This window comes from Chitinophaga sp. Cy-1792 (genome assembly GCF_011752935.1).
Classification (GTDB): Bacteria; Bacteroidota; Bacteroidia; order Chitinophagales; family Chitinophagaceae; genus Chitinophaga.
In genome coordinates, this window is the sequence record NZ_VWWO01000001.1 from 121,429 (window position 1) to 142,946 (window position 21,518).

The following is a 21,518-nucleotide window of genomic DNA, read 5'->3' on the forward strand; positions in this document are numbered from 1 at the left end:
TGTCCATTATTGACGCGTTATAAAGCAAGAGTACTCCCAACATGAACAAACCGGTAATAGGCATCACCGTAGGTGATATAAACAGTATTGGCGCAGAAATTATTATCAAAACCTTTCTGGACAACAGAATGATGGAATTCTGTACTCCGGTGATCTTCGCGTCCAATAAGACCATCAACTTCTACCGTAAGCTGATGAATGAAAATAATTTTAACTATCAGTCAATCAAAGACTTCACCCGTCTGAACCACAAACAGGTGAATGTTTATAACTGCTGGGAGGAAGAAGTACAGATCACCCCTGGCGTACTGAACGAAGCCGGCGGCAAATACGCTGCCCGTGCACTTGAAGTAGCGATCCAATGCCTGAAGGATGGTTATATCTCCGGACTGGTAACCGCTCCTATCCACAAAAACAATATCCAAAGCGAGAACTTTAACTATACCGGCCATACGCCATACCTCAGAGACGCCTTTGGCGCCAAAGATGTACTGATGTTCATGACTGCCGACAACATGCGGGTTGGCCTGCTCACAGAGCACGTTCCACTGGCACAGGTAGCCAGCTTTGTTACAAAAGAAAATATCATAGCCAAACTGCAGTTAATGACCAGCAGCCTGATCAAGGATTTTGGCGTAGACAAACCACGCATTGCCGTTCTTGGACTCAACCCACATGCCGGCGATGATGGCCTGATCGGCAGCGAAGAAATCGAACAGATCATCCCTGCCATCAAACAGGCGAAAAACAGCGGTATCATGGCCTTTGGCCCATACAGCGCCGACGCTTTCTTTGCCCGTGAAATGTATGCCCAGTTCGACGGCGTACTGGCCATGTACCACGACCAGGGCCTGATTCCATTCAAATCCCTGGCAAACGGTGAAGGTATCAACTATACCGCAGGCCTTTCTATCGTGCGTACCTCCCCTGACCACGGTACAGCCTTCGACATTGCAGGTAAAAACGTGGCAGATCCATCTTCTTTCAGACAAGCGATCTTCACCTGCCTCGATATCATCGAGCAGCGCGAACGCTACGCTGACAACACCAGAAATCCACTCAAGAAAACAGAACTGGCTTCAGAATAGCTGCTGTTGATCATCTTCTTATAAAAACAAAAAAAGACCGGTAATCCCGGTCTTTTTTTATTGATTCATCATACCTGTCTGCTAGTCTTATTTTGTATTGCTCAAGAGTCCTTTTGCATAACCTTCTCCCCAGGTAGGATCCAGTGTAGTGGCTGGTTTGAAGCTGCTATATTTTTGTAACGCCAGTTCCAGTAATTTTTTACCACCTTCTTTGCTGCCACCAAACTGCTCTGGTGTATAAATCAGCGACTGGCCTTGTAATAAGTATACACGTGGGTTTTCAGGGTTGAAAGTTTTACCTTCTTCCAGCAGCTGGGCAGCCATAGGGCCGTATTTCTGCGCGCGGTCCATTGGGTTCACGGTGAGTCTGGCAGTGGCAATCAACGATTTGATACAGCTGATTTCTGAGTTCTTGGGACTCAGCTGATCTGCCAGGGTCAGGTCTGTTTCAGCCTGGTCAGCCATAGCATCTACTTTGGATTTATCCTGTTGCATCAAAGCACTCATGATGTTGCAGTATGCAGCATAATAATAAGGCTGCCACTGGGTTTTCTCTGCATTGGCGATACGCTCGAATACATTTGCTTTCTGTTGTAAAACATCTGGCTTAAAGGTAGATGTGCTGTCCAGATCACTGATATTTTTGGTCATAGCATCCTGGTACTGCGCGCTTTGAGCCATAGTAGCGGTGGTAACACCGGCAATCATTAACAAGGATAAGAAGATACGTTTCATATAAATTGTGTTTTATGGGAGTTATTGATTATAAATTGTTGAGTACATCCTGACGTCTGTCGATGCCGAAGTTCATAAACAGCCCCAGGTAAAGGAATCGTGGCACATTCGGCACTACTTCACTTCTGCGCATACCATCGGTAGAATAATGATAGCCATACACCTGCTTGTTACCCAGCACATTGGTCACCTGGAAAACGATGACTGTAAAGGCTTTGCGGATAGATGTCAGGTAGCTTACGCTGGCAGCTACTGAGTTGTAGTCTATTGTTTTTTCAGACATAAACTTACTCACCGGCAAATTCGGATTGTAGTACGGGCGGCCACTGGCAAAGCTGTAAGTCAGTCCGAAGTTAGTACTGATCTTTTCTACAAAGTATTTGGATACAACGCTGGCAGTATGATTAGCGGCAAAGTCGGGCTGCACCTGGTAAGGATAATTCAGGTAATCTCTTTTTGTATCTAGATAAGAATAAGACACCCAGTAATCCAGGTTACGTACTGTTTTTTTATCTCTCCAGAACACCTCAATACCCTGTGCATAACCGGTACCGTTGTTATTGTAATCAGGCACTGTTTTCACCAGCTGATGGTATTTCTTGTAGAACAATTCTGTACGGAAGGTGCGGAACTCGCTCACATACTGGTAGCTGGCGATATAATGCGTTGCTTTCATATAGTCGAGGCCCCTGTCGAAGCGGATATACTGCGGCTCAGGTTTTTGGTAATAGTCGCCATAGGCAAGCGTGAACTGACCATTACCACTTACTTTGTAAGACAGCGAAACACGAGGTGCGATATTAGCTTTTGCCAGCACGGAAGTATATTCTGCACGGCCGCCTAAACGCGCTGCCAGACTAGGTGTGAAGTAAACATCTGCCTCTGCAAAAGCTGCGGTATAATTATCTACGTAGGTCAGTTTATTATTATTGAATGTACCAGACTCCTGTGCGTACTGATATTCGCCACCAAAGCGTAAAGCGCTGAACTGTCCGAGTCCTTTTGTCAGCATCAGTTTTGTTTGGGTGAGATCAGACTTTACTTTGATACCGGTAGGATAAGGTATTTTAGGTAAGGTGTCTGTCTGGATACGATCATTATTGGTACTCCAGGATGCGCCGGCGTAGAGTTTCCAGCCGTGGCCCAGTTTGTCCGTGTAGGTCATGTTCGTATAGGCGTTGTTGTTTCTTAGCTGGTACGATTCTTTACTACCTGGATATTCAATACTGTTGTTGGTAAAGCCCATATTACTCCAGTTGGCGTAGCCATAGAATTTGAGCATACCGGTTTTAGAAGTTTTATGGCGGAAGTTAGCCGAAGTACCGATGATCTCCGGGCCGAGATTCACTTCCTGTTTAGGTTTCACTACGTTAAAGTAAGGAGCCAGATTAGTATAATCAGCTTCTACTCCGTAGGAAGTTTTTTTGTCTTTAGTGAGATTGTCCAGCCCTGCACTTACACCGATTACAGATACCCCCACTGAGGAAGATGACCTTGTAGGCAGGTCCTGTGATTCGAGGATGAGCGCGGAGGAAAGTCCTTGTCCGTACTGCGCGGAATAACCGCCACTACTAAACGTTGTTCCTTTAAAGAGGAATGGTGAAAACCTGCCACGGCCGGGCATATCCGGCAATCCGCTATAAAACGGGTTGCGTACCAGCATACCATCGATGAGGGTTTGAGTTTCATAACCGGTACCACCACGCACAAAGAGTCCTTCTTTATCATTGGTTTGCTGCGTACCTGGCAATGTTTTCATGGCAGTAACGATATCAGCTCCGGCACCCGCCGTCATGGCGATATCGAGCGGTTTGAGTACGGTATTCTTTTTCTCATCACTGGCTTCAAAGCTGCCACTGGAAATGGTTACCACTTTCAGTGTATTGGAACCTGTTTTCATGATGATGTTCAGTTGTCCTGCAGAATCAGCAGGAACTTTCATTTCCAGTGGCTGATAACCTGGTAATGTTGCAGTAATGGTGATTACGCCTTTATTGGTAGTGACGAATGAAAATGTTCCTTCTGCATTGGTGGTGGCACCGTCATATGAATCTTTCACAGCGATGTTTACTCCAGCCAGGGGATGCTTCTTCGTATCTGTAACCCTACCGCTGATTTTTGCCTGGGCAAAGAGCAGTACAGGTGAAAGTGTGATCAATAACAGCAATCGGCTAAATAGTAACATGTTTATAGGGGATGATTTTCCTCAAAATTAGGTGCCCGGAAAACGACTGCAAAAGAACGCCTCAAATACTCGGTCAAATTGACCGAGTATTTGAGGCGTTTAACCGATAAGCCCAATACCACCAATGGTTTCAGCCTAAAAATCGCTCAAATTCTCTCCGGTAAAAACAGCCGGAAATATGGGCTGATCTCCGGTAAAAATCGCGCTGAACTATCTCACCAGCTCAATCCAGCCTTTGTACTGCCGTTCTCCGGTGCCTGTATTCAGTTTAAGAATATAGAAATAAGTGCCTTCGTTCAGGTCTTTACCATTCCAGGTGTTATCATAATTTTTGCTTTGATATACCATGTTGCCCCATCTGTTGTAGATCAGCAGCGTGGAGTTCGGATACCTGTCTAATCCCGGAATGACGAAGTAATCATTTTTACCATCACCATTTGGTGAGATAGTATTTGGTATGAAGATATCATCTCCCGTAATTGGAATTGACGTTGTAACATCATAGTTATTGGAGAAGTCAGGATCAGGTGTCATGGCAGTAACCAGCGCGCTATTCACGGCCACCCCAGTATTGGTAATTCTGACGGTGTAGGTGATGGTCTGCGTAGTGCCTGTTGCCATAGAATCCTTTGTCCATAAGATAATACGGGTATTCGGATTGTAGGTAGCATTACCTCCGCTGACTACCGGCTGGCCGATCAGTTCCAGGTTAGGTTTCAGCGTATCGCTGACCTGTACATCTTCGGCGCGCAACGGGCCATTATTGGTAACAACAATACTATATGTCGCCTTATCGCCTACGTGGAGTGGATTTGCAGCCTGTACGGATTTGGTCAGCTGTAAATCTGCTCTCATACGTTTAACAATAAATGTATTAACCATCGTACTTGTATTGTTGAGCAGATAAGGATCTGTTACACCATCAGGCACCCTGATAATGGCCTCATTGGTCAGCAGCGTTCCTGTTGTAACCAGTCCTTTTACCACGAATGTCACGGCGCTACCCGCAGGGAATGTGCCGATGGTAAGTCTCAGGAGATTGCCGGTATTATTGATGGTGATATTACCCGCTCCTAATGTAGTACTGGCGATGCTTACCACTGCCCCACCGATTTCGGCTGTCAGCTGATCCACCACTACAGCGCCATCTGCTGCGGCAGGTCCGTTATTCCTTGCGATGAGCAGGTAGGTAACAGAATCCAGTTCTGCCAGTTGCAGATCGCCGGTTTTTTCAATAGACACATCAGCTACCCTGCTTACCAGTGTGTTTACCACATTAGAGTTGGTAACCAGACCATTTACTGCTGCCACCGCGCTGTTGCTCAGCGTGCCACTGAATGTGTTACCAATTTTTGCAGAGATAGTCAGGACAACACTATTATTGGTGCCTACCGGAATATTGGCGGATACATTCACCGGTGTATTTGTTCCCTGGCCAACCCTGGTAAGACTCGCATTACCGGTAGCTTTCGCAAACCAGGTATAGCCTGTGATTCCGTTATTAGGTACATTATCGGTAAGTGTGGCCTCATATGCGTCGGAAGGTCCATTGTTTGTAAGGGTCACTATCCAGGTAATACTGTCACCTGCACTCGCCAGTGCAGGGCCGGTTTTCACCACCTGAAGGCCAGGATGCTGATTGATCGTTGTTGTTACTACATTGGAATTTACCACAACACTGTCAGCCCCTTTTGCGGCAGCGCTATTGGTGATGCTGGTGGCCCTGGTACCGGAAGGCACTTGTCCGCTTACGGTAATATTGATGCCATTTCCTGTTCCCAGCGGAATAGCGCCGGTAAGAGAAACATTATTACCACTTCCTGTGGCGGCACCGAATACCACTGCATTTCCTGTGGTGCTGGCCGTCCAGGTAACATTGGTCAACGTAGCTGGAACAGCATCCGTGATCAGTGCACCGGCGATATCCGAGGTACCTTCATTCGTAACAGCGATATGGTAACTCACTGCATCGCCCGCAATAACTGATGCCGGCCCTGTTTTGCTGATACCCAATACAGGTATGTTGGTAACCACTGTCGTTACACTGGCTGTTTTGCTTCTTCCGATATCATCTACCCCTGTGGCGGTATTCACCAGCGTGCCGGTAAAGGAAGGATCGATCGTGCCTTTCACTTCTATATGTACCTTGTTGGAATCTCCTGCCGGCAGGAATCCGGCGATACTGATATGGTTACCCGTGCCGGTATTTGTGGCAGGGGATGTCATCACGGTTCTGCCATAAGTGGTAACCGTCCAGGTGACATTAAGAATCTGCGGAGGTACATTATCTGTGAGCACTGCACTTAGCAGGTCGGAAGGCCCGAAGTTGGTGGCGTCAATCAGGTAGGTGATATTGCCGCCGCTGGACGCCGTTGCCGGCCCTGTTTTGGTAAGCAGTACAGAAGGATTGTTGGTGATAGCCGTCACCTTATGGTCTCTCGCCAGGATGTTGTTGCCATTGGCCACATGGCAGAGATTGGAGATACTGCCGGTTGCTGATGGGCCCACATAACCATTGATCGTTACAATGATGCTGTTGGTATCTCCTACCGGTAATGTACCATTCACTATTACCAGGTTGCCGCTACCTGTAGCCCCGCCGGTGATGGTACCTCCGTTGGTGGTGGCCGTCCAGGTAACCTGCTGTATGTTTGCCGGCACACTGTCTCTGACAGACAGGTTATTCAGCGACACCAGGCCAGTATTCTGGACAACCAGCGTGTAGGTGATATTACTACCGGCTGATAATGTATCAGGGCCGGACTTCCTTATACTTACTTTTTCATCTGCAGTTATTGTTGACTGAACAGTACTGCTGTCGGTAGATGTACCTGCAGTATAAATAGCCGTATTGGAAATATTACCTGTAAAGGTAGGCTCGAGTGAACCTATAACGTCTACGGATATATTATTTCCGGTACCTGCCGGGATGCTCGCATTCAATACCACGTTACCTGTACCGCTGAGGGTTTTGGCACCACCTATGGTTGCATTGCCATTGGCAGTAGCTACCCAGGTCGCATTGATAACAGGAGCCGGCAGCTGATCGTTGACAGCTACATTAGCTGCATCAGAAGGACCTGTATTCGTTACCAGGAGATTATAGGTAATCTTCCCTCCTGCCATGAGATTGGCGGCGCCTGTTTTACTGATATGTAATCCAGGTTTATTGACCACCACCGTATTGACTGTATTTGATGGCACCCTTACATTGTTGACTACTACCGCCGCATGATTACTGATAGTACCCGCAAAGGAAGGATCTACCGTACCGGAGATAGTGACAAGGATATTATTATCTGCGCCGGCAGGGATGTTTACTACAAAATCAGGGTTACCTGTCTGGTTATTGATATCTCCACCCTGGATAACAGAGCCTCCCTGCGCTACGGCGCTCCATCTTACATTACTCAACTGTGCAGGCACGGTATCCATAAAGTGGATGCCAAGCCCTTCTGATGGTCCGTTATTCTGCAGGATGACAGAATAAGCCACTACCGCACCCGCGCTAACGGTATCCGGGCCTGTCTTCATCAGCTGCATACCGGCGTAGTTGGTAACAACCGTATTAACGGTGTCGGTTACACGCAATTGATTTGGTACACCTGCCTGACCCACATTGGTAATGGTTCCGGTGAATGTAGGATCGATGGTACCCGTAACATTCACAACCACCGTATTGCCGCTGCCTGCCGGGATATTTGCGGCCAGTATTACGTTACCAGGCTTATTAACAGCTGCACCGCTGGTAATCACAGCCGTACCTGTTGTGGTAGCTGTCCATACCGGATTGATGATTTCCGCAGGAATCAGATCACCGACGATGGTACCAGGCGCATCTGAAGGACCTGCATTACCTACTACGATGTTATAGTTAACCGGCTGGCCTGCGATTGCTTTGGCAGGACCGGTTTTCTGGATATTAATACCTGCTTTGGCTGTAACGGTTGTCGTTACCAGGTTGCTATTAAAGGTATTTGCACCCAGTTTTGCATAGCCGGTATTCAGCAACGTTCCGGTGAATGAGGGGTTAACGGTACCCACAACAACTACACGCATAACGCCCGCTGCTGACAGATTTCCTTGTACGTTGATATTATTACCGGTACCGGTTTGATTTGCAGTAACCGTTCCATTAATGGCAGCACTGGTCCATGTTACGTTCGTGATATCCGTAGGGATCGTATCTGTAATGGTAATGCCGCTGGCACTGGCCGGGCCCGGATTAGTGACTGCCAGAATATACGTGATGGTACTTCCAGGGATAGCCACCGCAGGACCAGCTTTATTTATCTGTAGGTTATCACTACCGGTAATAATTGTATTTACGGTTGATGAAACAGGTGATGTACCCGATGCACCAGCAGGCAGTGTAGCCGTAGCCGTATTCGGTAACACTCCGGTGAAGTTCGGATCTACAATACCAGTAACAGTCACCAGCACATTGCCTGTATTGGCAGGAATTGACGCCAGCAGGTTGACATTACCAGTTCCTGATGCTGTTCCTACTGAGGCGCCGCCGCTACCAACAGCCGTCCATGTTGCATTGGTAACCGCTGCATTTAAAGCATCTGCAATTACTGCGTCCGTAACATCGGAAGGGCCATCGTTGGTAACACTGATTGTATAGGTGATTGGTTGACCTGCACCTAATGTATATGGTGCTGTTTTCTTAATACGCAGGTTTACTGTTTTATCAACCGCAGTCGTAACCGTACTGGTACGATCATCGCCGATTGTAGCTGTTGCACTGTTGACGATCGTAGTACCGGCAGCAGGCAATACCACACCGGTGATATTCACGGTAATAACGCCAGACATAGCTGCTCCCACATTCCCGGTAAGGGCGATGTTATTACCAGTGCCATTTAACGGCGTAACGGATGCATTACCGGTAGCTGTAGCTGTCCACTGCACTGATCCTATCACTGCAGGTACATTATCTGTAATGGACACGCCATTGGCATCGGAAGGCCCGTTGTTACCCACCACCAGCTGATAATGGATCGTATCACCCACACTCACCGTGGCAGGGCCATATTTGGAAATGCCCAGCCCTGTTTTAGTACTGATTTCAGTGGTAATGGTGCTGCTGTTATTCAGGAGATTATCATCTGTAACGCCAGCAGGCGGAGTAACAATAGCGGTGTTGGTCAGCGTACCTGTTGCAGCAGGAGCCACTGTTCCGGTGATGGTAACCAATATATAATTGCCGATTCCCGCGGTAATATTGGCGACAGTACTTACCTGTTGTCCGTTGACTACCGGCGCTGTGGCGCTGGCGTTGCCGCCGGATGTTGCGGTGGCACTGGCAATATTGAAGTCGGCAGGTAGCTGATCACTGATAGCCGCCCCTATTACATTTGCATATCCTCTGTTGGTGATGCGTAATGTATAGGTGATAGTTTCGCCTGCTACAGCAGTAGCAGGGCCGCTTTTGATGATAGCCAGGTCAGCAACCGGCATCAGCTCTGTCACGAAAGTGGCCGTGGCCGGGGTTATTCCTGACCCTGGTTTGGCGGCAGTAGCTACATTCAGTATTGTTCCTGCTGTAGTAGCAGGGTCGATGGTTGCATTTACGATAATCTGGATATTCGCACTGCCTGCAGGAAGGTTCGCCAGGAAGGAGACATTTCCAGTACCACTACCTGCGGAAACCGTTGCCCCGGCGCCATTTGCGGTGGCTGTCCAGGTAACATTGGTAAGACTCGCAGGAACGATATCCAGGAAGTCCAGCCCTGTCACATTACTTGGCCCATTGTTATTAAGGGTCAATGTATAGGTAATATGCTCGCCTGGAGAAGCTGTTGCAGGGCCACTCTTCGTCAGGTGCAGGGCCACCGCCGGTGTCACTGTAGATGTAACGGTTGATACAACCGGGGTCATACCTGTAAGCTGCGCTGTAGCAGTGTTTACCAGCGTCGCCGCACTGAATGCCGGATCCAGTGTACCGGTGACGGTAATCATAATGTGATTGGCGTTCCCGGCAGGGATATTACCTGTCAGGTTAATATTACCAGCGCCGCTTGCCGCACTGACAGTAGCACTGCCTGCTGTAGTTGCCGTCCATTGTGCATTTAAGATGCCTGCATCCAATGGATCTGTAATAGCAAGATTCGTTACATCCGATGGGCCTGCGTTACCCACTACAATCGTATAGGTGACAGCGTTACCTGGATTAATAGTAGCCGGGCCTGTCTTTTGTATTTGTATACCAGGACTGTAAATCTTCTGTGTATTTACAGTATCGGCAACAGGTTGTTCGCCGGAAGGCGTTGCGGTGGCGATATTAGTCAATGTACCGGCTGCGGCATCAGCACGGACAGTACCGCTCACATTCACCACAATGGTATTGCCGGTACCAGCATTAATATTACCCGTCAGACTGATGTTATTACCTGTGCCTGATGTGGCAGATGTTACCTGTGCCGTTCCTGTGGTGGTGGCTGTCCAGCTAACGTTGGTGATATCTGCAGGTACTGCATCTGCAATACTTATACCTGTGGCATTGGAAGGCCCGCTGTTGGATACTACCAGCTGATAGGTGATATTTCCTCCGATATTAACTTTTGCAGGCGCATTCTTAGCAATGCCGATACCTGTTTTGCGATATACTACTGTTTGTATCTGGTTAGATGGTACAGGTGGATTACCGGTAATAATTGCCTGGGCTATATTCGGAATCACACCGGTGAATGATGGATCTACCGTACCCATAATTGTTATCTGCAAGAAGTTGCGGACACCTGCAGGGATATTTCCTGTCACCAGCACATTATTGCCGGTGCCGCTGCCAGATACAATGGAAGCTGCACCAGAACTACCTGTTGTCCAGGTTACATTCTGAATAGCCACAGGCACAGCATCTGTGATATTGATATTTCTTGCATCAGAAGGACCGCTGTTGTATACCAATAACGTATAGGTCACTTTTCCTCCTGCGGCTACAGAATCAGGACCACCCTTCACCACATGCAATGCAGCGCTGTTGGTCACAATGGTTTGTACCGTATCGCTATAAGTCGTATCATGATCTTTAGGATATATCGTTGCGAAGTTAGTGAAGCTGCCTGTATAATCAGGCTTAACGATACCATTCACGTTAACGAATATATGATTACCTGTACCTGCCGGCATATCTCCGGTAATCAGGAGGTTGTTACTGGTGCCCGTCTGTCCGCTGCTGAGTGTCGCCGTTCCGCTGACAGTGGCCGTCCAGGTGACATTAGTGATAGCTACCGGAATTACGTCCTGAAGCGTTACTGCTTTCGCATCACTCCTGGAAGTATTGGTGGCGATCAGTGTATAGCTGATAGCCTGTCCCGCATTGATTTGGGCAGGGCCGGTCTTATCTAACACCAGCACCGGCTGATTCAGTATTTGTGTCAGCACCCTTGCTTTCATGGAATCCTGCTGGTTCAGGGTTTCAGACGCCACATTCACCACTGTTCCGGCAGCAGAAGGATCTGCCGTTGCATTTACAGTTACGATAACATGTCCCGTACCGGCAGGGATATTTGCCAGCATCTGCACAGCGGTAAGTGAACGGGAGAAAATAGTAGCGCCGCCAGTGGTAGTAACGGTATAACTACTGTTGATCATCTCCTTGGGCAGTATATCGGATATATCTACCTTTAATGCATCTGACGGACCAGTATTACTTACGTCGATGGTATATACTACTTTATCACCCGCACCAACAGTAGCCGGGCCAGATTTGTGAATAACCATATTCGGGCTGTTCACTACTACTGTATTTACGGTATCTGAGTTGATAGTACTTACGCCATCGGCGGCTACCGTTGCAAAGTTTTGCAGGGTGCCGGTGTACGCAGCATTTACAGTTCCCGACACTAAAACGGTAATTAAGTTTGTACGATTTCCAGGAATATTACCAGTGATACTAATAGTATTACCAGTGCCGGTTGCACCGGATGTAACAGTAGCTGAGCCTACTGTTGAAGTTGTCCATTTCACATTGGTAATGGCAGCAGGCACCACATCATTCACTTTTACATTTTGCGCATTTGACAAGCCTGCATTACTGATCAGTAAGGTATAATTGATCGTTTGTCCGGCAGATACAGAGTCTGGACCATTTTTCTGTATACCCAGTTTAGGATTGCTGGCTACAGTAGTTGTCACCACATTGGATGGATAGATATTAATACCATCGTTGGTAACATAGCCGGTATTCTGAATCTGGCCTGCGAATGATGGATCAATGGTAGCTGTTGCATTTAATGTAATGGAGTTACCGGCGCTAGCCTTAATGCTACCGGTCACTATGATGATATTTCCATTCACTGTGATATTTGAAACAGCGGCATTGCCGTTGATAGTAGGCTTCACAACAGCACCACTCAATGGTATAGGTAATGTATCGCGCAGCGTAATATTAGTGGCGTCTGATGGTCCATAGTTATAAATAGAAAATCCATAACTGATATTACTTCCTGCTTCCGCTGTTGCCGGACCCGTTTTAACAATGGCCAGTCGCGCATTTACATTTACCTGTGTATTAACCACATTTGAATTCACCGTTTTATTGTTACCGCTGACACTGCCACTATTCGTGATTACACCAGTAACATCAGGTGCAACGGTACCGGTGATGGTAACCGTTACAATGTTGTTGGTACCTACAGGAATATCAGCATTGACCAATATACCATTTCCGGTGCCGCTAGCTCCTGATGTAACAACAGCAGCTCCTACAGCACTGGCCGTCCATGTCACATTCGTAATGGACACCGGTATCTGATCAGTGATAACTGCTCCCATTGCATTAGACGGTCCATTGTTGGTCACCTGCAAAGTGTACGTAATCGTGCTACCTGCATCCACTGTAGCAGGACCTGCTTTTACAATGGCCATCTGTGCCGAATTATCTATCAGTGTCTGGTTATTAGCCTGTTTAGATGACCCGTCGGTAGCAAAAGTATACGCAGTATTACTCAGTGTTCCACTGGCATTTGGATTAACGGTGCCGTCTATATGAATTAATACCTGGTTGCCTGTTCCTGCCGGGATATTGACAGTAGTATTTACAATATTTCCACTGCCACTTGATGCAGCTCCACTTGCAACACCAGCGAGGCCAATAGGCGTCACTCTCCATGTTACATTGGTGATATTGGCAGGCACAGTATCTTTTATAACCAGGTTTGCTGAATTTGATGGCCCTGAGTTAGTAACCGTGATATCATATCCGATCGCATTTCCTGCAATCACATGACCGGAAGAAGGACCAGCCTTCAGAATGGTAATACCGGTTTTATTGGTAATAGTTGTTGTTACCGTATTGGAGATGACTGGCGTTTTGCCCGCAGGCGTAACCGTCGCAAAGTTGACGATGGAGCCGGAAGCATCCGGAGAAATAATGCCCGATACCAGGATAGTAACCGTATTGGCAGTACCTGCGGGGATATTGGCAGATAAGCTGACATTACCTGTACCACTTGCCGGAGCAGCAGTAGCACTGCCTGCGGTAGTCACCGTCCAGGAAGGCGACAACAATTGAGGAGGCAGGACATCCTGTATACTTGCATTAATCAGGTCAGATGGCCCTGCATTGGTCACCACTATGGTATAGGAAAGCGGATCTCCGGCGTTTGCAGATACAGGCCCGCTTTTCTGTACAGTAATAGCAGAAGTACTACTCTGATCATCAATATCTGTTGCTGAATTTTTATCAGGATTGATATTCGTATATCCGTTCGGGATAGATACACTTGCTGTATTGGTTAATTGTCCGGTATAGGAAGATGGAATGGAAATCGTGAAAGATATAATTGCACTCCCTCCTGCCGGTAAATTAAATTGCTGATTGATAGATCCTGTGCCGGTAGTTACCACTGGCTGTGCACTCACCGTTGTTACCGTCCAGGAACCAGCTGTGATACCGGTTGGCAACAGGTCTGTAAAGGTGGCGCCTACCAGGTCGGAAGGGCCCTGATTTTTTACGGTAATAGTATAGGTATTGTCTGTACCGGGAACATAGGTTGTTTTAAAATCAGATTTTGTAACAACGACTTCAACGGCTTTCGTTACCGGTGTAGTCACACTATCCATCGCAAGCGTACTATCTGTTGTTCCTGGCGGAGGAATCGCGGTTACCTTATTCGTAATACTGGTGCCGGTATAGCCTGAAGACACCGTACCCGTAATGGTGGCAGTTACAGACTGGCCAGGCGCCAGTGTTACGCCTGTCCAGTTGCCACTGGCAACATACAGGGTACCTGCACTGGTGGTAACACTGCTGAATATAAATCCTGTCGGCAGCGTATCCTTCACCGTGAAGGTTTCATTGGAATGTATCGTAGATACTCCTTTGTTGGTAACGGTGATGGTATAGGTCAAAGTACCACCGGCGGTTACTGTAGCCGGACTCGCCGTCTTCTTCACATCCAGATCTATTACCGCCGGCAATACGGTAATATATACGTTGGCGTTAACACATGCGCCATGTGTATCGCATACGGTATATACGAATTTATCTGTACCGGTAAACCCTGCTGCAGGCGTATACGTGAATGTACCATTGGCATTCAGCTGCACAGTTCCGTTGGCCGGCCCTGAAACAGGTGTTGTATTCACTGTCAGAGCATCGCCATCAGGGTCATAGTCATTGGTAGTTACATTACCGGAAACAGCTACATCCCGATAGGTTGTATAATTATCATCTACAGCCACCGGCGGATTATTAGGTACGGTGTTAGTAACGGTGCTGGTGTTATTGTTCAGGTTAGGATCAGGCATACTACTATTAGGCGTAACCGTGGCTGTATTGGTAATAACAGTACCGCCAATGGCTGTAGCAGCCACTTTTCCGGTAACGGTAATGGTTATACTGTTTCCTGTAGCAAAAGGAATGTTCGCAGTAGCACTGATGTTATTGCCAGTACCAGACATTGGGGAGATGCTTACATTATTCCCGTTGGTAGCGGCTGTCCAGGTAACATTGGTCAGCTGGGCAGGTACGTTATCCGAGATTGTAAAGCCGGTAGCATCGGAGCTGCCGAGATTCACTACCAGCAGGCTATATTGTACGGTGCTGCCGGTAGCAAAATTGCCCGACAATACTGTTTTGGTTATCTGAAGATCTGCTGAAGTAAGATATTTCAACACAACTGTATCCACTGAATTACCGCAGACACCATTGTTGATCGTCCAGGTTAAAGTGGCGGTAGTATTCGGCTGCAGTGTCACCTGTGTGTTCGGGTCGGTAGTGCTGGTGATAACTGCTGATCCGGAGATGACAGCCCAGGTGCCGGTTCCGGTAGGCGGATTATTGGCACTCATCGTAAATACGCCGGTGTTATATTTTGTCTGGTCCGGGCCAGCATTGGCCTGGGTTCCGCCAGATTGCACCGTAATTAATACCGTATCAATCGTATTCGGACAATTCCCCCCCTGAATACTCCAGGTGAAGGTATAGGTACCTACAGTAAGGCCCTGAATCCCTGTGGTGGCGGACCCTCTGTTCAGGATATTGGCCTGGTTAGGGCCTGTAACCTGGTTCCAGGTACCATTTTCATTCTGTCCCGGGCTATTCGCCGCCATGGTGGTGGAGGTCGCGTTACACAGCTGCTGGTCCGGGCCGGCGTTGGCTTGTGTAGGGCCGGCATTCACGCGAATGGTTACCTGCTGCGAGTTAGGAGGGCAAACAGGTCCGTTGGAAGTTGTCCATACAAAAACATAAGCACCTGCTATCAGGCCTGATACGGTGGTATTGGGATTAGCAGGATTGGCAAACGTAGCGGTGTTGGGGCCGCTGGATTGTGTCCAGACGCCGGTACCGGCTGTCGGGGCCTGCGCCTGCAACGTATATGAACTACCACAGACGGTCGCATCACCACCGGGGCGGGAAGGCGTTGGTTGCTGCCAGTTAGTGATCAGCACCGTATCTGATACTTTTCCACATCCCCCGCTGGTAACTGTCCACACAAAAGCGTAGGTACCATACTGTAAGTTATTCACATTGGTATTGGGAGATGTAGGATTGTTGATAGTAGCGGTGGTGGGGCCGGAAGCCTGGGTCCAGATACCGGTAACATTATTTCCCTGGAGAGAAGCACCGGAGTTTTCGCAAAGATTCTGGTCAGGGCCGGCGTTCGCCTGAACGCCGTTGCCTACCAGCGTGGTATCACGCAGTATATTATTACAGCCACCGCCGGAAGGTGGTCCATCGCACTCCTGCTGGGGCGTTCCAGGCACCTGATTATTGATGTTAGAGGCATCAATATCCAGGTCGGTACCGGAGCGGGTCAGGGAAGCTTCGGCAATTCCCAGGTTAGCAGGAGCAGGTAATGTAACCAGTACATTAAAAGTAAAGACAGCTACTCCACCCGCAACCAGCGTAACAGAATCTATATAAATACTATTTACTACTGCGCCGGTCCCAAACGACCCGCCGCCGGCGATTATTTGTCTTCCTGTAACGGTCAATGTATTAACAGCAGTGGGTACACTGAATTGGAATTTCCCGTTCACGGCGGAATCAGGTCCGTTATTACGGACAGTTACGACGGCGGTATAAGCCGAATTCACGCAGGCATTTGCCGGGATGTTGATGGATACAACCTGTAAATCCATCAGCCGGCGTGTATCTACCACATTGGAGGCTGAATTATTGGCGGGGTTAGTATCGTTAGCTGTGGCTACTGTAGCCGTATTGGTAATGGTATTGGGCGCATTGGATGCCACAGTTACCGGGATATTGATCACCGGATAAATACCATTGGCAGGGAGTACATCGGTACGTGTAGCCGTGATGGTATTGCCAATAACAGTAATCGACCACCCGTTGCCGGTAGGAGTACCTGGTGTAAGGCCGGTGGGAAGTACATCCGTCACCGTTACGATGTTGCCATCAGGCTTGGCGGCACCCTGGTTGAGAACAGTCAGGGTAAAGGAGCCACTGAGGCTTTTTCTCAGATTACCACTATTGGTCTTGGTAATGGTAAGGTCCGGATTCTGGGCCATAACATGGAGGCCAGACAACAGCACAGATACAAATAACAGTAGGACGTAACGCAATGTAGAAATACCCATAAACAGGAGATTGGAGTAATCAGCGTACAGGGATGTAACAGGTCAGCAGCATTAACAACCAATTTAGGGGCGGATGGGTTCAAAAGGACTTTAAAATAAAAAGCCCCCTCTACGATGTAGAGGGGGCTTCTCAATTATATAAGAATTCGATTATGCGAATCTTGTTTTCAGCTCATTAGCCAGGGTAACCATTTTCTTGATGCTTTCTTCTGGCAGTTTACCGCTCTTGAATTCGAGGAGAACGTCTGGCAGACGAACATCCATTTCATTCAGGAATGCTTCTTCGAATGCTTTCACCTGTTTAACAGGGATTTCGCGCAACAGACCTTTAGTACCCAGGTAGATGATAGCAACTTGCTTTTCTACAGGAAGTGGGCTGAACTGAGCCTGTTTCAGGATTTCCACGTTACGCTGACCTTTGTCGATAACCGCTTTGGTAGCAGCATCGAGATCACCACCGAATTTGGAGAAGGCTTCCAGCTCACGATATTGTGCCTGGTCCAGTTTCAGGGTACCAGATACAGTTTTCATGGATTTGATCTGCGCGTTACCACCTACACGGGATACGGAGATACCTACGTTGATCGCAGGACGGATACCGGCGTTGAACAGGTTACCTTCCAGGAAGATCTGACCATCGGTGATGGAGATTACGTTGGTAGGGATATATGCAGATACGTCAGATGCCTGTGTTTCGATGATTGGCAATGCAGTCAGGGAACCACCACCTTTAACCAGGTGTTTGATAGACTCAGGTAAGTCGTTCATCTGGCGTGCGATCTCATCTTTGTTGATGATTTTAGCAGCACGTTCCAGCAGACGGCTATGCAGGTAGAATACGTCACCTGGGTAAGCTTCACGGCCTGGAGGACGTTTCAGCAGCAGGGACACCTCACGGTAAGCAACCGCCTGTTTAGACAGATCATCATAAACGATCAGTGCAGGACGACCGCTATCACGGAAGAACTCACCGATAGCAGCACCAGCAAATGGAGCGTAGAACTGCAGCGGAGCAGGATCAGCAGCGTTTGCAGCTACGATGGTAGTGTAAGCCATAGCACCTGCTTCCTGTAATGTTTTCATTACGCTCGCAACGGTAGATGCTTTCTGACCTACAGCAACGTAGATACAATAAACTGGTTTACCAGCTTCGTAGAACTCTTTCTGGTTGATGATAGTATCAATACAGATAGCAGTTTTACCTGTCTGACGGTCACCAATTACCAGCTCACGCTGACCACGACCTACAGGGATCATCGCATCGATTGCTTTAACACCTGTTTGCAGTGGTTCTTTTACTGGTTCACGGAACAGAACGCCCGGTGCTTTACGCTCCAGTGGCATTTCGTACAGTTCACCAGCGATAGGGCCTTTACCATCGATTGGTTCACCCAGAGTATTTACTACGCGACCAACCATACCTTCACCTACTTTAATAGATGCGATCTTTTTGGTACGACGTACTTTATCACCTTCTTTAATGCCTGTTGATTCACCCATCAATACCACACCTACGTTATCTTCCTCCAGGTTCAGTGCAATTGCTCTAACACCATTGTTGAACTCAACCAGTTCACCGTAACCAACGTTACCCAAACCGTAAATGCGGGCAATACCATCACCCACCTGCAATACTGTACCAACTTCTTCCAGGTTGGCGTCAGCATTGAAGTTGCTTAACTGCTGGCGTAATATCGCCGAAATTTCATCAGGTTTAATATCAACCATAATTATGCTTTTTAAAAAGAGTCGTTAGAATAAGTTGTGTAACGACAACAGCTTTGCGTGTACGCAGCGGCTGCTGTATGATTAACGTATATCAGATACGTAAATATTCTTAGTGAATTGTTGTTTCAGCGTTTTCAGCTCATTGAGCACAGACGCATCATACAACTGATCTGCAGCTTCCAGTACAAAACCACCGATCAGCTCAGGATTTACCTTCGCTTCCAGGTTGATTGTCTGGCTACCGGTAGCTACTTTCTGTTTGATCAGGTCCAGTGTAGCCTGCTCCAGAGGAACAGCGGTAGTTACTTTTACAGTAGCAATGTTTTTGATAACATTATACTGATGACCGAATTCAGTTGCAATTTCTGCCAGGTTGCTTTCGCGACCTTTAGTTACCAGTAATTTGATAAACTGCTGAGTGGTACCACTCACACGGCCAGTCAGGATCGCGTCCAGGATTTTCTGTTTCGCATCAGCCTTAACGATAGGGCTTTTGAGCAACAGCACCAGTTCGCGGTTAGATTTGATCACCTGTTGTAAAAACAGCATATCGTTATGCACTTCTTCCAACTGGCCCTTTTCCTGAACCAGATCGATTAATGATTTTGCATACCGGGATGCTAAACGGGGATTCTGCATATCGCTTATTGCTTTAAACCTTCAACTGTTATCGCTAACAGTCAAAAGCCGATTTTTCTTAGTTCAATTTGATTTCCTGTGCCAGTTGTTTTACATAACCTTCCTGAGCTGATTTGTCTGACAGTTCTTTTCTCAGAACTTTTTCAGCCACTTCAATCACGAGGGAACCCACCTGGTTTTTCACTTCCGTTAACGCAGCCATTTTCTGGTTTTCGATAGCGGAATAAGCTTCAGAGATGATCTTTTTAGCTTCAGCCTGCGCCTGAGTTTTGGCTTCGCTGATGATCAGATCTTTTGCGTCTTTAGCTTCTTTCAGGATTTTGCTTCTTTCAGCTTTTGCTTCAGCCAGCACGTGTTCGTGTTCAGCTTTCATCTGTGCCATCTCTTCTTTCACTCTTTCTGCAGAAGCGATAGAATCAGCAATAGATCCTTCCCTTTCTTTCAGAACCGCGAGGATCGGAGTCCAGGCAAATTTCTTCAGAACGAGGAATACAATAACGAAGATTACAAAAGAGATAATAAATAAGCCGACCGCTGGTATCAACAGATCCATATTACGAGGATTTAATTTTTTTAATTGTAAAGATTACTGCATCCCTTGCCCTGTGCGCAGGATGCAGTAAAGAGTTTGGCTTACATAACTACCGCCAACAGACCAGCGATTACACCGAACAGGGCAACACCCTCTACCAGCGCAGCTGCCAGGATCATGTTTGCACGGATGTCATTTGCAGCTTCTGGTTGACGAGCGATAGATTCCAGAGCGCTCTTACCGATGTTACCTACACCGATACCAGCAGCGATTGCTGCGATACCAGCACCGATCGCACCACCAGCTTTTGCTAAACCTGAAGCAGATGCAGCAGCTTCGTTAGCAGCCTGCAATAAAACAGTCAAAAGTGCCATAATGAATATGTATTTGAATTTAAAATTAAACGAACCTATTATTAGTGGTGTGCACCATGTGCATCATCATGTCCACCTTCCATCGCCTGACCGATAAATACCGCTGTCAGTGTAGCGAAGATAAACGCCTGGATAAATGCTACCAGCAACTCCAGCATCATCATTACGATGTTGAAGAAGATAGTGATTGGCAGGAAGCCATAACCAGCTACCTTGCTCAGACCACCAAATATAAATACCAGGGAGATAATGCTCAGAATGATAATGTGACCTGCCAGAATGTTGGCGAAAAGTCGGATGGCCAGTGACACAGGTTTGGTGAACACACCAATCAGCTCTACTGGCGCCAGGATGATTTTAACACCACCAGGAACCGGAGGATTGAAAATGTGACCCCAGAAATGCTTGTTGGAGCTAATCAGGATCGCAATGAAACTTACGATCGCCAGCGCAGCAGTTACTGCAATGTTACCGGTTACGTTGGCAGAACCAGGTAACAGACCCAACAGATTGTTTATCAGGATAAAGAAGAAGATAGTCAGAATAAATGGAGTGTACTTCTCAGCTGCTTTACCAGGAATGTTTGGCTTTACCACCTCATCTCTCATGAAGATGATCACCGGTTCCATCACACTCTGGAAACCTTTAGGCGCTTGTTTGCTACCACGGGTTTTGTAAGCCTTCGCTACTGATAACATCATCCAGATCAGCAGAATAGCGCCGATAATCATGGAAGTGATGTTCTTGGTAATAGAAAAATCGTAGATCTTCTCACCAGTTGGGTTATCCTGACCGTCTACCGCAATGATAGTTCCGGTTACATACTGTGCAGGATTCAAACCCTTTTCTTCTACATAATGCTTGGTTACCAGACGATAACCATCATGTGAAGCATGACCATGCTCAAAAGCAGAAGACATAAACGCAGATGTTCCACGAGCAGGATTGTAGATGATAATTGGTAAAGGAATAGTTACCTTGGTTTCTCCGAAGTCCATAAAATGCCAGTCATGCTGGTCTTTTACGTGACCAAGGATTTCCTCCTTAGCATCAAATTTCTCTTTGTGCTCAGCTGCAACTGGTGCAGACTCACCACCCTCGTGGCTTTCCGCAGCAAAAGCCGAATTACCAAAACCGTGAAGGCCTAACGCCATCACAAGTGCTACCATACTATGTTTAAA

The 21,518-nt window shown here is 47.4% G+C and carries 9 protein-coding genes; 1 reads left to right on the forward strand and 8 read right to left on the reverse strand.

Going from position 1 to position 21,518, the window contains the following annotated elements; genetic code table 11:
* Positions 1-41: 41 nt before the first annotated feature.
* Entirely contained in the window at positions 42-1,088 is a 1,047-nt protein-coding gene (pdxA, locus tag F3J22_RS00550) for a 4-hydroxythreonine-4-phosphate dehydrogenase PdxA (RefSeq protein ID WP_167013242.1), read from the forward strand.
* 87 nt (positions 1,089-1,175) lie between these two features.
* Here pdxA and F3J22_RS00555 read toward each other — a convergent pair whose 3' ends face one another.
* The 8 genes from F3J22_RS00555 to atpB all read right to left on the reverse strand — a co-directional run bounded on the left by F3J22_RS00555 (position 1,176) and on the right by atpB (position 21,506).
* A complete protein-coding gene (locus F3J22_RS00555; RefSeq protein WP_167013244.1) occupies positions 1,176-1,823 on the reverse strand; it encodes a hypothetical protein in 648 nt (215 codons plus the stop codon).
* A gap of 28 nt (positions 1,824-1,851) precedes the next feature.
* The gene (locus tag F3J22_RS00560) at positions 1,852-4,008 is read right to left on the reverse strand and encodes a TonB-dependent receptor (RefSeq protein ID WP_167013246.1); all 2,157 of its coding nucleotides are present in this window, start codon (positions 4,006-4,008) and stop codon (positions 1,852-1,854) included.
* A 210-nt stretch (positions 4,009-4,218) separates the two neighbouring features.
* Positions 4,219-17,064 (reverse strand): gliding motility-associated C-terminal domain-containing protein, encoded by a 12,846-nt coding sequence (locus F3J22_RS00565; protein ID WP_167013248.1) that lies wholly within the window; start codon positions 17,062-17,064, stop codon positions 4,219-4,221.
* Positions 17,065-17,214: 150 nt separating this feature from the next.
* Complete coding sequence (atpA, locus tag F3J22_RS00570) at positions 17,215-18,792, reverse strand: F0F1 ATP synthase subunit alpha (RefSeq protein ID WP_167013250.1); 1,578 nt, start codon at positions 18,790-18,792, stop codon at positions 17,215-17,217.
* 81 nt (positions 18,793-18,873) lie between these two features.
* Positions 18,874-19,431: an ATP synthase F1 subunit delta gene (gene atpH / locus F3J22_RS00575; RefSeq protein WP_167013252.1), complete on the reverse strand. Its 558-nt coding sequence runs from the start codon at positions 19,429-19,431 to the stop codon at positions 18,874-18,876.
* A 58-nt stretch (positions 19,432-19,489) separates the two neighbouring features.
* Positions 19,490-19,984 (reverse strand): F0F1 ATP synthase subunit B, encoded by a 495-nt coding sequence (gene atpF, locus F3J22_RS00580; protein ID WP_167013254.1) that lies wholly within the window; start codon positions 19,982-19,984, stop codon positions 19,490-19,492.
* Positions 19,985-20,064: 80 nt separating this feature from the next.
* The gene (gene atpE / locus F3J22_RS00585; RefSeq protein WP_167013256.1) at positions 20,065-20,337 is read right to left on the reverse strand and encodes an ATP synthase F0 subunit C; all 273 of its coding nucleotides are present in this window, start codon (positions 20,335-20,337) and stop codon (positions 20,065-20,067) included.
* A gap of 41 nt (positions 20,338-20,378) precedes the next feature.
* Entirely contained in the window at positions 20,379-21,506 is a 1,128-nt protein-coding gene (gene atpB / locus F3J22_RS00590) for a F0F1 ATP synthase subunit A (protein WP_205195125.1), read from the reverse strand.
* Positions 21,507-21,518 lie beyond the last annotated feature (12 nt).

What these genes read in the sequence shown, in the direction of transcription:
- atpA (WP_167013250.1), bottom strand. Translation starts at nt 18,792, where the DNA reads ATGGTTGATATTAAACCTGATGAAATTTCGGCGATATTACGCCAGCAG.
- F3J22_RS00555 (WP_167013244.1), bottom strand. Translation starts at nt 1,823, where the DNA reads ATGAAACGTATCTTCTTATCCTTGTTAATGATTGCCGGTGTTACCACC.
- F3J22_RS00565 (WP_167013248.1), bottom strand. Translation starts at nt 17,064, where the DNA reads ATGGGTATTTCTACATTGCGTTACGTCCTACTGTTATTTGTATCTGTG.
- pdxA (WP_167013242.1), top strand. Translation starts at nt 42, where the DNA reads ATGAACAAACCGGTAATAGGCATCACCGTAGGTGATATAAACAGTATT.
- atpF (WP_167013254.1), bottom strand. Translation starts at nt 19,984, where the DNA reads ATGGATCTGTTGATACCAGCGGTCGGCTTATTTATTATCTCTTTTGTA.
- atpH (WP_167013252.1), bottom strand. Translation starts at nt 19,431, where the DNA reads ATGCAGAATCCCCGTTTAGCATCCCGGTATGCAAAATCATTAATCGAT.
- F3J22_RS00560 (WP_167013246.1), bottom strand. Translation starts at nt 4,008, where the DNA reads ATGTTACTATTTAGCCGATTGCTGTTATTGATCACACTTTCACCTGTA.
- atpE (WP_167013256.1), bottom strand. Translation starts at nt 20,337, where the DNA reads ATGGCACTTTTGACTGTTTTATTGCAGGCTGCTAACGAAGCTGCTGCA.
- atpB (WP_205195125.1), bottom strand. Translation starts at nt 21,506, where the DNA reads ATGGTAGCACTTGTGATGGCGTTAGGCCTTCACGGTTTTGGTAATTCG.